Genomic DNA, 13,838 nt, shown 5'->3' on the forward strand with positions numbered 1-13,838 from the left:
CCGCGCCCCGCCATCGCCCGGACGCCGGGCCGCGAGGACGTACGGCCGCCGGGAAGTGCGAGGGCCCGAATGGTGGGATGGTTGACGCATGGCCGATGGGGGTCCCCCCGGTGGTGTCGCGCCGGAGACGCACAGCTCGCCTGCCCATCCGGCCCAGGCGCATGTGCCGGGCCGTATGGGCAGTTTCGACTGGGATCTGCGCCGCGGCCGGCTCGACCTCGACCCGTCGGCGCTCGACGTGCTCGGCCTGCGCCCCGACGAGTACGACGGCCGGGCGACGAGCGCCACGCGGCTGGTCCCGCCGGAGGAGGCCGCCCGGCTGCGGGCCAGGGCCCGGCTCGTGCTGCTGCAGGGCGCCGACGGTTTCGGGGCCTACTACCGCACGCGGGGACAGGACGGCGTGCTGCGCACCCTGCACTCGCAGGCCCAGATCCGCTACGACGGCAGGGGCCGGCCATGCCGGCTCGTCGGGGTGGTGCGCGAGGCGGACAGCGCGGGTACGGGCATCGGCGAGAGTGCCGGCCGCACCGACCTGACCGAGCGCCTGACCTTGCTGATGGGGCAGGCCGTGTCGGTGGGGGACGTCAGCGCCGCCCTCAACGACCGCGAGGTGCTCGGCAGCCTCGGAGCCCTCGGCATGACGCTCGGGATGGTGGAGGGAGGCCGGATCCACCTGCTCGCCCTGCCGGACCTGGAACTTGGCCTTCCGGTCGTAGACCGGCCGCGGCTCGACGAACCGCTGCCGATGGCGCAGGTCATCAGGACGAACCAGCCCCTGTTCGTACGCTCCCCCAAGCAGTTCCGTACGGACTACCCGACGATGTGGCCGGACACCGAACCGTTCCCGCTCGGAGCGGGGGCCTACCTGCCGCTCATCACCGAGGGCAGGACCATCGGCGTGCTCGGTGCGCTCTTCCCCGAGCCGCACTCCTTCCACGCGGCGGAGCGCAACCTCCTGCTGACGCTCGCCAGCGGCATCGGCCAGAGCCTGCAGGGTGCCCTGCTGCACAGCCAGGAGCACGACCTGGCGGAGAACCTGCAGCAGGCCATGCTGCCGCGCGTCGTCCCGTGCATCCCCGGCGCGGCCGTCGCCGTCCGCTATCGGTCGGCACGGCTCGGCCGCAGCGTCGGCGGTGACTGGTACGACGTGGTCCCACTGGCCGCCGGCGGAGTGGGTCTGACCATCGGCGACGTGCAGGGCCACGACACGGACGCGGCCGTCGTGATGGGCCAGCTGCGCATGGTGCTCTCCGCATACGTCGCCGAGGGACACCCGGCGGCCACCGCGATGGCCCGGACCTCGGCGTTCCTGCGTGAGCTCGACACGGACCGGTTCGCGACCTGCACCTACGTGAACACGGACCTTGCGACGGGCCGGCTGCGCATCGTCCGGGCAGGACACCTCGACGCCCTGATACGGCGACGGGACGGCACCTGTGAGTGGATCCCGTCCGGCGGCGGACTGCCGCTCGGGCTCTCCGCCGAGTTCGCCGGGTCCGGGGCCATCGACTACCCCGTCACGGAGGCGCGGCTCGGGCCCGGTGAGACGGTGCTGCTGTGCACGGACGGTCTGGTCGAAGTGCCGGGCACCGACCTGGGCACCCGGATGCGGGTGCTGAGCGACACGGTGGCCGAGGGCCCCGAGGAGGTGGAGGCGCTCGCCGGATACCTGCTGGACAAGGCGGCCGACCTCAACGGCGGCGACGACATGGCGCTCCTCCTGCTGCGCCGCGACGACGCGCCGGACGGGGCACCGGACCTCGCCGGAGCCTGATCCTCCGCGCTGCTGCGGCGCCCGGACCCGAGGTCCGGGCGCGGCGGCTTCGTACCCGGTGATCCCGTGTCCGGCGGGGATGCCCGCGACTGTCGCGCACCCGGCCGTGCCGGCACCGCGATCACCGGCCGGGGCCCGCGAGACTCACCCCGGTGACGCGCCGTCACACTGAGGGGCCGTCACCACCGGTACGGTCGGACCGCGTCACTGCCTGTTCTTCGCGATGTTCCCCCACATCCCTGGATCATTGGCGTGTGCACGGCGATGCTGGCGCGTGACCTCGCCCGCACCCGGGTGACCCGCCATTCTCAGGAGAACGTGTGGGACCTCGTATCGCCGGCCGTTCGGCCGTCGTGTTCGCCGCCCTGACCGCTCTGACCATCGGGGCGGCCGCGCCCTCCCTCGCCGACACGGGGGCAGATCCGCACCCCCGCACCACGGCTGAGGTACTGCGCCCGGTCGCACCGCCACCCGCGAGCGCCCTCGCGGGCGGCACGAGATCCGACGGCACGAGATCCGGGGCGAGACGCGCGGACGGCCCCGACGGCATCGAGACCGACTCCGCCTCGCACCCCGTCGCACCGGGCGTTCTGCTCACCTCGTACGACCGTCTCGAAGCGGACAAGTGGCTCCGCGTGCAGGCGCTGAACGTCGACCTCGACGGCACCGGAGCCCGCGCGGACTACCTCTCCTCCGGCACGGTCTCGGGACGTGACACCGTGTCGGACATGGCGGCCCGGCACGACCCCGGCACGGGGCGGCGCACCGTCGCCGCCATCAACGCGGACTTCTTCGACATCAACGAGACGGGGGCGCCGGAGGGCGAGGGCATCAGCGACGGCGCCCTCGCGCAGTCCCCCAGCGCGGGCCCCTCGCCGGCCGTGGCCCTCGGCCCCGACAACGCGGGACGCATCCTGCAGCTCTACTTCGACGGCACGCTCACCCTGCCGTCAGGACAGCGGCCGCTCGCCACGTACAACGCGGCCGACATCCCCGCCGACTCCATCGGTGTCTACACCCCCGCGTGGGGCACCGCGGACCGCGCGCTGACCGTGAACGCCTCGAAGGGGCCGCTCGCCGAGGCGACCGTACGGGACGGCAGGGTCGTCTCCGTCGCCACGACGCCCGGCGGCGGGACCATTCCCGCCGGGACCACGGAACTCGTCGGCCGCGAGTCGGGTGCCACCGCACTCGGCGCGCTCGAACCCGGCGACCCGGTGTCGCTCACCTACCGGCCCCGCACGGACGGCGGCGCCGTGCCCCGTACCGCCGTCGCCGGCCGCGAGCCGCTCGTCATCGACGGCGTCGCACAGAACCACGACGGCGAGGGCAACAACACACCGGCGCCCCGTACCGCTGTCGGCTTCTCCCGCGACGGCAGCCGGATGCAGATCCTGACCGTCGACGGCCGCCAGGCCGACAGCGCGGGCGTCACCCTGACCGAACTGGGCGGGATGATGAAGAAGGCCGGCTCGTACAGCGCACTCAACCTGGACGGCGGCGGTTCCACGACGCTGGTGACCCGCGAGCCGGGCACCGACGCCCTGCACGTCGACAACAGCCCCTCGGACGGCAGCGAGCGCGCCGTCGCCAACGGCCTGGCCCTGACCGCCCCGGACGGCAGCGGACGCCTCAAGGGTTTCCGGGTCGAGCCGCGGACGTCCGCGACCGACGCGCCCACCGTCGACCCGGTCACCGGCGGCCACCCCGAGCGGGTCTTCCCCGGCCTCAGCAGGCAGCTCACGGCGGCCGGTTACGACGAGACGTACGGACCCGCCGCGGGCACGCCCGCGTGGCGCACATCGGACGGGTCGGTGGGCCGCGTCGACCCGCACGGCCTGTTCACAGCGCGCTCAGGCGGTACGACCCGGGTGCGGGCGGTCCGGGGAGGCGCGAGCGGCTCCACCACCCTCCAGGTCCTCGACCGGCTCACCACCCTGCGGCCGACGACGGAGCGGGTCGGCCTCGCCGACACGTCGGCCACCGGTACCTTCGGTCTCGTCGGGCTCGACGCGCACGGCGACAGCGCACCGGTCGAACCCCGCGACGTGGACCTCGGCTACGACCACACGCTGTTCTCCGTCACCGACGACGGCAAGGGCTCCTTCAGCGTGAAGTCCCTGGCCCCGGGCGGCTCGGGAGCGATCACTGCGAGTGCCGGCGGGGTACGGACCGAACTCGCGGTCAGCGTCGGCCTGCAGCAACAGCAGGTCGCGTCCTTCGACGACGCGGCATCGTGGACCTTCAGCCAGGCGCGCGCGAGCGGATCACTCGCCGCCGCACCCGACGGGCACACAGGTACGGCGCTCTCGCTGAGCTACGACTTCGGCCAGTCGACGGCGACCCGGGCCGCCTACGCGAGCCCGCCCGCGCCGATCCCGGTCCCCGGACAGCCGCAGTCCTTCACGCTGTGGATCAAGGGCGACGGGCACGGGGCGTGGCCCACGCTGCACCTCAAGGACGGGGCCGGCACGGACCAGCTGCTGCGCGGCCCGTACGTCACCTGGACCGGCTGGCAGCAGGTGACCTTCACGGTCCCCGACGCGGTGGCCATGCCCGTCAGCGTCTACCGCTTCTACCTGGCCGAGACCGACGCCACGAAGTCGTACACGGGGCAGATCCAGATCGACGACCTGGCGGCGCAGGTCCCGCCCGCCGTCGACCTGCCCATGGCGCAACCCCCCACCGATCCGCTGATCGACACGGCCGCGGGCACCCAGGACAGGGACTGGCGCTTCGCCGTGATGTCCGACGCGCAGTTCGTCGCGGCGGCCCCCGACAGCGACATCGTGGCGCAGGCGCGGCGCACGCTGCGTCAGATCAAGGCGGCGAAGCCGGACTTCGTCGTCATCGACGGGGACCTGGTCGACGAGGGCTCCCCGGCGGACCTCGCCTTCGCGCACCAGGTGCTCCAGCAGGAGCTGGGAGACGCCGTGCCCTGGTACTACGTCCCCGGCAACCATGAGGTGATGGGCGGCTCGATCGCCGACTTCACGGCCGAGTTCGGGCCGGCACACCAGGTCTTCGACCACAAGGGCACACGGTTCGTCACACTCGACACGTCGAGTCTGACGCTCCGGGGCGGCGGACTCGACCAGATCGAGCAGTTGCGCGCCCAGCTCGACGCGGCGGCGGCCGACGAGCGCGTCCGGTCGGTCGCGGTGATCGAACACGTGCCGCCGCGCGACCCCACCACGCAGAAGGGCAGCCAGCTGACGGACCGCAAGGAGGCGGCGCTGCTGGAGGGCTGGCTGGCGGACTTCCAGCACCGTACGGGCAAGGGCGCGGTGTTCGTGAGCGGGCACGTCGGGGTGTTCGACGCCTCGCACGTCGACGGTGTGCCCTACCTGATCAACGGGAACTCGGGGAAGAGCCCGTCGGCACCCGCCGACCAGGGCGGCTTCACCGGCTGGTCGCTGATCGGCGTCGACGGCGTCTCGCAGGCGGCGCAGGCCGCGGCGCGGCGCGCGCCGTGGCGGGGCGCCCCCGACTGGATCTCCGTCCAGACCCGGCCGAGGACCGACGCGCTCTCGCTCACGGCACCGGCGGCCCTGGCCGAAGGCGGCGCGGCGAAGGTGACGGCGCGTCTCACGCAGGGCACGCGGGAGGTCCCCGTGGCGTTCCCGGTGAGCGCCGACTGGCGCGTCACCGGTCCCGCGCGACTCGACCCGTCGACAGGGACGCTCATGGCGGGACACGAACCGGGCACGGTCCGGATCGCGGTGACGGTGAGCGGGGTGACGCGCAGCACGGATATCCAGGTGACGCGACGCTGACGCGGAGCGCGCAACCCCGCGGGGGACGGCGCTGACGCGGACCGGAGGGCCGACGGGGAGCCGTCGCCCGCGGGTGGCGGCCGGTGCCCCGGTCCGGCACGTCCCTCGGGCACCGGGGCCAGGGCGGGCGCCCGGTACCGCCTTCGGTGCGGAGACCCCTCTCCGGCTGCCCCCCGGCCCGGGAGCCGGCGACGGGCGCTACGCCACCCCGCAGCGCATTCCCGTCAGTTCCTCGGACACCGACCAGAGTCGGCGCGCCAGGTCCTCGTCCCGGGCAAGCGGCGACCGGGAGGTCGCCGTCCTGGTGTCGGACACGATCAGGACCCTGGTGGACGGACTGCGGCCGCGCTGACGGGTACACCGGCGCCGGTGCACCCGGCGCCGGATGCCCGGCGTCCCCGCGGCGGTCGGTCCCGCCGGTCCATCGGCCCCCGATCCCAGGTCGGAGTCGGGCACTTCGCTTGTGCCGACCGACCGACCGGCCGCCTGAATCGACATGCCGAACGAGCCGAACGAGCCGAACCAACCGAAAGAACCGAACGAACGGAACGAACCCGCCTACCGACCGACGAGCGGTGCCGGGGCCCGAGGTCAGCCGGCGGCCGGAGCGGGGGACTGCGCCAGCCGGAGGTCCGTGAACCGCGTTGTGAACCCGCTGCCGTCCGGTGACGCGCACATCGGCCCCGCTGTCGCCGCCGCGCCCTCGGGGAAGTACGCCAGCCGCAGCAGTGTCGAGGGCTCGGCGCCGTCGGTCCCGTACCGGACGGTCACGCTGTCGCCCGCGCGCTCCAGCTCCACGGTCACGGGTCCGGTCGCCGGACCGTCCAGCGGGGCGACGCTCCAGTCCGACACGTCCCGCGTGACGACGGCGCTCACCTGGCGGCGGCCGTCCACGTACTCGATGCCCGTCTTGATCCAGTTCGTGGCGTCCAGCCGCAGCAGCAGCCCGGCCTGGTCGTACTGGTCGCGGTAGTCGCCGGCGAAGGTGACCCGCAGCGTGAACGCCGCCGGTACCGGCCTCAGCAGCGCGTGCCCGGTGTCCCGGACGAACCCGTAATGCGTCCGCACCCAGAGGTCGGTGTCCCGGTCCGTGGTGATGTCGAAGGCGGCGTCGGAAGCGGCCCACGCCGACGGCGGGTTGAACCACTGCCATCCCGTCAGTCCGAGGACCGTACCGGGCGTCGCGGCGCTGCTCTCGTCCGCCCCCGCGGCGACCTCCGTGGAACGTCCCAGATATGTGAGGGGGCCCGGATCGGGTACGGGAAGGACCTCGAATCCCAGCCGGTCGTAGAAGGCGCGCGCGGCCGTGTTCGCGGTGACCATCGACAGGTGTACGGCTTCCGAGCCCCGGGCGTGCAGCGCGCGCAGGAGCGCGTGCATCAGGGCCCGCCCGTGACCCTTGCGCTGCCACGCGGGCAGCAGGTCGATGTGCAGGTGCGCCGGATATCCGGCCAGTTCGGGCAGCACCATCCGCTCGGGAGTGTGCAGCAGTTCGGCCATCTCCTCGCTCGGCGTGGCGGGCGTGGCGGCCGGGCGGGGGTAGCGGTCACGGACCCGGGGCAGCCAGCTGTCGCGGAAGGCGCGGACGAACGCGGCCGTGTCGGCCGCGCCGAGCACATAGCCGACGGCCCGGCCGGACCCGTCGTCCAGGACGAACGCGAGAGAGGGCTCCAGTTCCACGTACGGTGCGGCGAAGATCGACGGCAGCAGGTCGAGATCGGGGTAGAGCTGACGGGAGTCGCCGCCTTCCAGGGCCGTGCGTACGCAGATGTCGTACAGCGCGTCGCGGTCTCCCGGCCGGTACGGCCGGACGAAGGCGCCGGAGGGCGAACTGGACGTCGCGGCGGACGATGTGGGGGACGCGGAGGCCGTACCGGGGACGGCATGCGAGGCGGCGGGGGTGGCAGGTGGCAGCATGTCAGACATTCTGCGTCTCTGAGAGCGCTCTCACAACCGCTCTCCCACCCCTCTTCCACCCCGCCCCGCCCCCGCCGCCCGTCCCGTCCGCCACCTCCCGGCCCGCCGGTGTCCCCTCCCGGGGTGCCGGTCGCTCAGGCCGAGGCGGGAACCCGGTCCAGGAACCCCCGGACCGTGGCGATCCGGCCGTCCGGGGCGAGCGTCACCACGTCGAACCCCGCGACGGGGGCGGAACCGTCCGCCGCCGAGACCAGTTCCCAGCCGAAACGCGCTGTGTCGTGGTGGCCGTCGACCGGTCCGTTCGGCCGGAAGGTGAAGCCGGGGAACTGCGCCCGCGCGCCTGCGATCACCTCCGCGATGGCCGCGTGCCCGGTGACCTCGGCGAGCGGGTCCGTGTAGCCGCCGTGCTCGCTCCAGGCGGCGGCGACCGCCGCGGAGCGGGACTCCTCGTCGGCGTTCCACGCGGCGAGGTAGCGGTCGGCGGCGGCCTGGTAAGGGTTCTCGGACATGGCGATGGTCTCGCTTCCGCTCGGTCGGCAGGTCGGTTCACCACCGGGGCCGTACTCCTTGGGACCCGATGACCTCACCCTGCCGTCCTTCACCCGGGCCGGTCGATTACCTCCGGAGTAATGAGGCCCGGCCCGGGGGACGCACCGCACGGGGTGATGCGTCCCGCCGGCGACGCCGTACCGGCGCGTCGGCTCAGGAGGCCGACGTGTCCGGCGTCAGAACGAGGTCGAACTCGATGAGCCGGAAGGGCGCCTCGACACCGAACGCGGCGGCACGCCCGGCGTCGCGGACCTCCCGCACCGGTGTCACCAGACTGCGCTTCACCCCGAACACCGCGTCCGAGTCGAGGTACGGGCTGCCGTCGAGGAACAGATGGGTCGTCACCGGCTGGTGCCCGCGTGCCCCGCCGATGAAGTGGATGTGCGCCGGGCGGTACGGGTGGCGGCCGGTGGCACGCAGGAGTGCGGCCACCGGGCCGTCCTGCGGAATGGGGTAGTGGCGCGGTACGACACTGCGGAACCAGTACCTGCCCTCGTCGTCCGTGGTGAACAGGCCCCGCAGGTTCAGCTCAGGCTGCACGCCCGGCTGCTGCACGTCGTAGAAGCCGTCACCGTTGGCCTGCCAGACGTCGACCAGAGCCCCGGGCACCGGTGTGCCGTCGATCGACCTGACCGTGCCCGCCACCACGCAGGGCTCGCCCACGTGGTCCAGGGCGATGTCGGCACCGAGTGTGCGCGCGGGGGAGTCGACCAGGTGGAACGGGCCGAGGACGGTGCTCTCCGTCGCCCCCTGCGGCTTGCGGTTGTTGATCGCGTCGACCAGCATCGACACCCCCAGCACATCGGACAGGAGGATGAACTCCTGCCGGGTGTCGTCGCACTTCTGGCCGACGTCCGTGAGGAACCGGAGGGCGCGTTCCCACTCCTCGTGCGTGGGTTCCGTCTCCTTGACGAAGGCGTGCAGATGGCTGACGAGACCGGACAGCAGCTCGCGCGACCGCTCGTCAGTGGCATCGGCCCAGGACGCGTTGACGAGCTCGGCCGACGTCTCCTCGTCGAAATCGGCGACGGGGCCGGAAGCTGCCGCAGGAGTCACGGGCAGCGGGTCGGATTTCGGGTCGGGGACGGAATCTGATGTCGTGCCGGCCAGGGGAGCCGCACCGGGCGCCGCCGTCTCCGTACCGGGCGCCGCGCCCGTGGCCGCACGGGAACCGCCTCCGGCCGATGCCGATGCCGGAGCCGGGGCCTGCCCGGGCGCCGTGGGGCTGCCGGGGCCGACGGGAACGCCGGTCCGGGACGGTCCACCCGGCCGCGGGGACGGTCCTTGTTCGGCGGCGGTGTCTTCCATGCTGCGCGCTCCCTCTTGGGTCTGCCCGCCCGCCGGGCCGGTGTCAGTCGCGGGGCGGTGTGGCTGCTGTGTCCAGGAAGAACGAGTCGATGTCCTGGACGGAGCGCATGAACTCGTCCAGGTTCATCGGCTTGGTCACGTAGGCGTTCGCGTGCTGCCGGTAGGCGTCCTCGATGTCGTCCGGGGCGGTCGACGTCGTGAGGACCACGACCGGAATGCTGCCGAGGTCGCCGTCCTCCTTCAACACGGCCAGGAGCTCGCGTCCGTTCATGCGGGGCATGTTGAGGTCCAGGACGATCAGGTCCGGACGGTCCTTGGACGGGTCTCGCAGGTGCTCCAGGGCGGCCACACCGTCCGTGACATGGTCGATCGTGCGTGCCGTGCTGCGCTCCACCAGCGCGTCCTCGATCAGCAGTGCGTCCGCCGGGTCATCCTCCACGAGCAGGAGGCTGTACGTGCGGTCGTCGCTGAAGGCGTTCACGGCTGGTCTGCTCCTGCGCTGGAAGCTGGAAGGTGGGGAGGCACGAGGGCGGCCGTGCGAGGCCATGACGCTACACCTTATGGCCGCGATCACTCGTGCGCCAGCGGTGCCCGCACCGGGCCGCGACGGCCGCCTTGCACCCGAGCACAGCAGGTCGGCCGCCCGCGCAAGCCCAGGTCCGTACGGACCACGGCCGCCGCTTCGCAGCGTGGAGCGCGGGACCGCGGGGAAGGGTGAAGCTGCCGTCCTGTCGTCCCCTGACAAAGAGCCACCTGCCCCGGCACCCCGCCCGGACGGGCCCACTCAGTCGCGTCCGTACGCTCCGTCGCGGTCCTGCCCGCCGCGGCGGACCCCTGCGAGTGCGACGCAGGCGTCCCCGTTCCCACCACGAGACGCGGCCCCTCACGCCCGAGTGGCGCACCGGCGGCCGCGTGGAGGAGAACCATGCCGATCACCCCGGACCGCCCCGGTGAAGGTTCCGCGGGGCCCGTCGTCGACCGCCTCGACGTGTCCGTGTGCAGGGTGCCGACCGAGGGCCCCGAGGCCGACACTCCCCTCGCCAGGACCGTGACCACGGTCGTCCTTGTGGAGATCGCCGCCGGGGGTGTCACCGGACTCGGCTGGACCTACGGCGACCCGGCCGTGGGCCAGGTGGTCACCGGCGCCCTCGCGCCCGTGGTCACGGGGCGCGCGGTCCACGACGTGCCGGCCGCACACCGGGCGATGAGCGGCGCGGTGGGGACCTTCGGCGGGCCCGGACTCGTCCGAGCGGCGATCTCCGCCGTCGACATCGCCCTGTGGGACCTGAAGGCCCGGCTGGTCGGCCTGCCGCTGACGCGCCTGCTCGGGGCCGTGGAACACCGGGTGCCGGTGTACGGGAGCGGCGGGCCTGTCTCGTACGGCCAGTTGCTGCTCGAACGGCAACTGCGCGGGTGGACCGAGGACCTGGGCATCGGCCGCGTCAAGATCAGGATCGGCGAGGACCGGGGCCGCGCGCCCCAGCGCGACCTCGACCGGGTGCATGTGGCACGTGAGATCCTGGGTCCGGTCCCCGAGTTGTACGTGGACGCTGGCGGAGCGTACAGCGTCAAGCAGGCGGTCCGGATTGCCGAGATGTTCGCCGACGACGGCGTGAGCTGGTTCGAGGAGCCCGTGCCCGCAGGCCACCCCGCGCTGCTGGCGCAGGTGCGGGAAGCCGTCACCGCCGAGGTCACCGCGGGTGCGGACGGCTGGGACCCGGCCTGCTTCGCCCGCCTGCTGCGGGCGGACGCCGTGGACTGCCTCCAGGCGGACGTCACCCGCTGCGGCGGCGTCACCGGCTGGCTGCGCGCCGCGGCTGTCGCGGAGGCCGGCGGACTGGAGATCTCAGGGCACGGCGCGCCCCACGCCCACGCCCATGTCGCCGCCGCGGTGCCGAACCTGCGCCACATCGAGTGGTCCCACGACCATGTCCGCGTCGAGAGCGCGCTCTTCGACGGCGTGCTGGACCCGGCGGGAGGCACCGTGGAGCCGGGTGCGTCCGGCGCCCCCGGCCTCGGGCTGACCCTGCGCCGGGAACAGGTGCGGCGCCACCGCGTCGCCTGAGGGCCGGGGCCGGCCGGTGTCACGCGTGCCGTGGCGCGGGCGGGCACCCGCCTGCCCTGTTCACCCGTGCACCCACGCACCCCTGCCCGTACCCGTCGACGACGATGGTCGTGAACGACGACGAAGGTCGTGGACATGGTGCGCCGCTCCCGGAGCGCACGCGGCCCGCGCCGCCTCGTGCGGACGGTGGCGGCCGGCCGGCGGACGACGTCCCTTTCGAGGGCGGGGAGCGCCCCGCCGGCCCTCCCGGCTCGCTAGGGTTGGAGATCCACGACGCGCGGCGTCGTCGACGAGCCCGAGGAAGGACCCCGCATGGCGGCCACGACCGCAGACCGTCCGTACTCCCAGGGAGAGGGGCAGGGGCTGCGCGCCCTCCTGGCGTCCGGCCGGCCCTCGTTCTCCTTCGAGTTCTTCCCGCCGAAGACGGAGGCGGGCGAGCGGACCCTGTGGAAGGCGATCCGTCGCATCGAGCCGCTGTCGCCGTCCTTCGTCTCGGTGACGTACGGGGCGGGCGGCTCCTCCCGCGACCGGACCGTCGAGGTGACCAAGCGCATCGCCGCCGAGACCACACTGCGGCCCGTCGCCCACCTGACCGCCGTCGGCCACTCCGTCACCGAGCTGCGGCACATCATCGGCCAGTACGCCGACGCCGGGATCCGTGACGTGCTCGCGCTGCGAGGCGACCCTCCGGGTGACCCGAAGGGCGAGTGGGTGCGGCATCCCGAGGGGTTCGGCCAGGCGCACGAGCTGGTGACGCTCATCAAGGAGCTCGGCGACTTCAGCGTCGGCGTCGCCGCCTTCCCCGAGCGGCACCCGCGCTCGGCGGACTGGGACAGCGACATCCGCAACTTCGCCGCCAAGTGCCGGGCCGGGGCGGACTACGCCATCACCCAGATGTTCTTCGACGTGGAGGACTACCTGCGGCTGCGGGACCGGCTCGCCGCCGCCGGCTGCGTGACGCCAATCATCCCCGAGATCATGCCGGCCACGGACGTACGGCAGATCCGCCGCTTCGCCGAGCTCAGCGACGCGCGCTTCCCCGACGTCCTGGCCCAGCGCCTCGAAGCCGCGCGCGACGACGCCGCCGAGGGGCACCGGATCGGTGTCGAGCACGCCACCGCGATGGCTGAGCGGCTGCTCGCGGAGGGCGCCCCTGGCCTGCACTACATCACGCTCAACCGCTCGACGGCGACCCTGGAGATCCACCAGAACCTGGGCGTGCGCGAGCGCCCGGGCGGGGAACTCGCGGCCCTTCCGCGCTGACGGCGTCCCGCCTGCCGGCACGGGCCTTCTGCGTCCCGGCACGGGCAGCGTCCGTCCCGCCCCACCGCGTCGGCTCCGGGGGCGGACGCAGGGGGCCGGGGGAGCGGAGCACGCAATTCCGCCACGTCGTAGCATGCACCGTATGGAGCAGCGTGTATTGGGCCGGACCGGCCGTGACGTATCCGTGGTCGGACTCGGGACCTGGCAGCTCGGCGCCGACTGGGGCGAGGTGGCGGAGGCAGACGCCGCCGCCGTGCTCGACGCCGCCGTCGAGTCGGGTGTGACCTTCTTCGACACCGCGGACGTCTACGGCGACGGCCGCAGCGAACAGCTGATCGGCAGTTATCTCAAGGAGCGCCCGGACGCCGGGATCTTCGTCGCGACGAAGATGGGCCGCCGCGCCGAGCAGCTGCCCGAGAACTACGTCCTCGCCAACTTCCGGGCGTGGAACGACAGGTCCCGGGCCAACCTGGGCGTCGACACCCTCGATCTGGTCCAGCTGCACTGCCCGCCGACCGCGGTCTTCGCGTCCGACGAGGTGTTCGACGCGCTCGACACCCTCGTCGAGGAACAGCGGATCGCCGCGTACGGCGTGAGCGTCGAGACCTGCGCGCAGGCGCTGACCGCCATCGCGCGGCCCGGCGTCGCGAGTGTGCAGATCATCCTCAACCCGTTCCGCCTCAAGCCGCTGGACGAGGTGCTCCCGGCGGCCCGCGCGGCCGGCGTGGGCATCATCGCCCGTGTCCCGCTCGCCTCCGGTCTGCTGACCGGGAAGTACACGAAGGACACGGTCTTCGCGGAGAACGACCACCGCTCCTTCAACCGGCACGGTGAGGCGTTCGACCAGGGCGAGACGTTCTCCGGCGTCGACTACGAGACGGGTCTCGCCGCCGCGGCCGAGTTCGCCGGCCTGGTCCCCGCGGGCGCCACGTCCGCGCAGACGGCGCTGCGCTGGATCGTCCAGCAGCCCGGCGTCAGCAGTGTCATTCCCGGTGCCAGGTCGGTGGCGCAGGCGAAAGGCAACGCGTCGGCCGCCGAGCTGCCCCCGCTGGGTCCCGAGGTGGTGGCGGCGGTGCGCGACCTGTACGACCGCAGGATCAGGGAGTCCGTGCACGGTCGCTGGTAGTGCGCCGGGGACCGACTGGGCCGCAGGGGTGAACTCCTGGGCGCGGTGGGCGACACGAGG

General features: G+C 73.3%; 9 protein-coding genes and 1 pseudogene. 5 read left to right on the forward strand and 5 right to left on the reverse strand.

The window, feature by feature from the left end:
- Positions 1–88: 88 nt before the first annotated feature.
- Positions 89–1,774 carry a SpoIIE family protein phosphatase gene (locus tag OG310_RS33830; RefSeq protein ID WP_329459660.1) on the forward strand — a complete coding sequence of 562 codons (1,686 nt, stop codon included), beginning with the start codon at positions 89–91 and terminating at the stop codon, positions 1,772–1,774.
- 320 nt (positions 1,775–2,094) lie between these two features.
- Positions 2,095–5,550, forward strand: coding sequence for a phosphodiester glycosidase family protein (locus tag OG310_RS33835; protein ID WP_329459661.1), 3,456 nt, complete (start codon positions 2,095–2,097; stop codon positions 5,548–5,550).
- 591 nt (positions 5,551–6,141) lie between these two features.
- On the opposite strand, the gene OG310_RS33840 is transcribed toward OG310_RS33835, so the two are convergent.
- From OG310_RS33840 to OG310_RS33860, 5 genes and pseudogenes are all read right to left on the reverse strand, one after another.
- Positions 6,142–6,783, reverse strand: coding sequence for a DUF1349 domain-containing protein (locus OG310_RS33840; protein WP_329460508.1), 642 nt, complete (start codon positions 6,781–6,783; stop codon positions 6,142–6,144).
- A pseudogene (locus OG310_RS33845) lies at positions 6,769–7,467 on the reverse strand (GNAT family N-acetyltransferase); the annotation flags it as partial. The gene OG310_RS33840 and the pseudogene OG310_RS33845, both read right to left, overlap by 15 nt.
- A 134-nt stretch (positions 7,468–7,601) precedes the next feature.
- Positions 7,602–7,976, reverse strand: a complete 375-nt coding sequence (locus tag OG310_RS33850) for a nuclear transport factor 2 family protein (protein WP_329459662.1) — start codon at positions 7,974–7,976, stop codon at positions 7,602–7,604.
- A 193-nt stretch (positions 7,977–8,169) separates the two neighbouring features.
- On the reverse strand, positions 8,170–9,072 hold the full coding sequence (locus OG310_RS33855; protein ID WP_329459663.1) for a dioxygenase family protein: 903 nt from the start codon (positions 9,070–9,072) through the stop codon (positions 8,170–8,172).
- 295 nt (positions 9,073–9,367) lie between these two features.
- The gene (locus OG310_RS33860; protein WP_329459664.1) at positions 9,368–9,805 is read right to left on the reverse strand and encodes a response regulator; all 438 of its coding nucleotides are present in this window, start codon (positions 9,803–9,805) and stop codon (positions 9,368–9,370) included.
- Positions 9,806–10,249: 444 nt separating this feature from the next.
- Between OG310_RS33860 and OG310_RS33865 the strand changes: the two genes are divergently transcribed.
- The 3 genes from OG310_RS33865 (at position 10,250) to OG310_RS33875 (ending at position 13,778) form a co-directional block, all read left to right on the forward strand.
- The gene (locus OG310_RS33865; protein WP_329459665.1) at positions 10,250–11,389 is read left to right on the forward strand and encodes an enolase C-terminal domain-like protein; all 1,140 of its coding nucleotides are present in this window, start codon (positions 10,250–10,252) and stop codon (positions 11,387–11,389) included.
- Positions 11,390–11,701: 312 nt separating this feature from the next.
- On the forward strand, positions 11,702–12,652 hold the full coding sequence (metF, locus tag OG310_RS33870; RefSeq protein ID WP_329459666.1) for a methylenetetrahydrofolate reductase [NAD(P)H]: 951 nt from the start codon (positions 11,702–11,704) through the stop codon (positions 12,650–12,652).
- Positions 12,653–12,785: 133 nt separating this feature from the next.
- A complete protein-coding gene (locus OG310_RS33875) occupies positions 12,786–13,778 on the forward strand; it encodes an aldo/keto reductase (RefSeq protein ID WP_329459667.1) in 993 nt (330 codons plus the stop codon).
- Positions 13,779–13,838: the final 60 nt, after the last annotated feature.

The organism is Streptomyces sp. NBC_01497 (assembly GCF_036250695.1).
In the GTDB taxonomy this organism is placed as follows: Bacteria; Actinomycetota; Actinomycetes; order Streptomycetales; family Streptomycetaceae; genus Streptomyces.

What these genes read in the sequence shown, in the direction of transcription:
- OG310_RS33850 (WP_329459662.1), bottom strand. Translation starts at nt 7,976, where the DNA reads ATGTCCGAGAACCCTTACCAGGCCGCCGCCGACCGCTACCTCGCCGCG.
- OG310_RS33830 (WP_329459660.1), top strand. Translation starts at nt 89, where the DNA reads ATGGCCGATGGGGGTCCCCCCGGTGGTGTCGCGCCGGAGACGCACAGC.
- metF (WP_329459666.1), top strand. Translation starts at nt 11,702, where the DNA reads ATGGCGGCCACGACCGCAGACCGTCCGTACTCCCAGGGAGAGGGGCAG.
- OG310_RS33875 (WP_329459667.1), top strand. Translation starts at nt 12,786, where the DNA reads ATGCACCGTATGGAGCAGCGTGTATTGGGCCGGACCGGCCGTGACGTA.
- OG310_RS33865 (WP_329459665.1), top strand. Translation starts at nt 10,250, where the DNA reads ATGCCGATCACCCCGGACCGCCCCGGTGAAGGTTCCGCGGGGCCCGTC.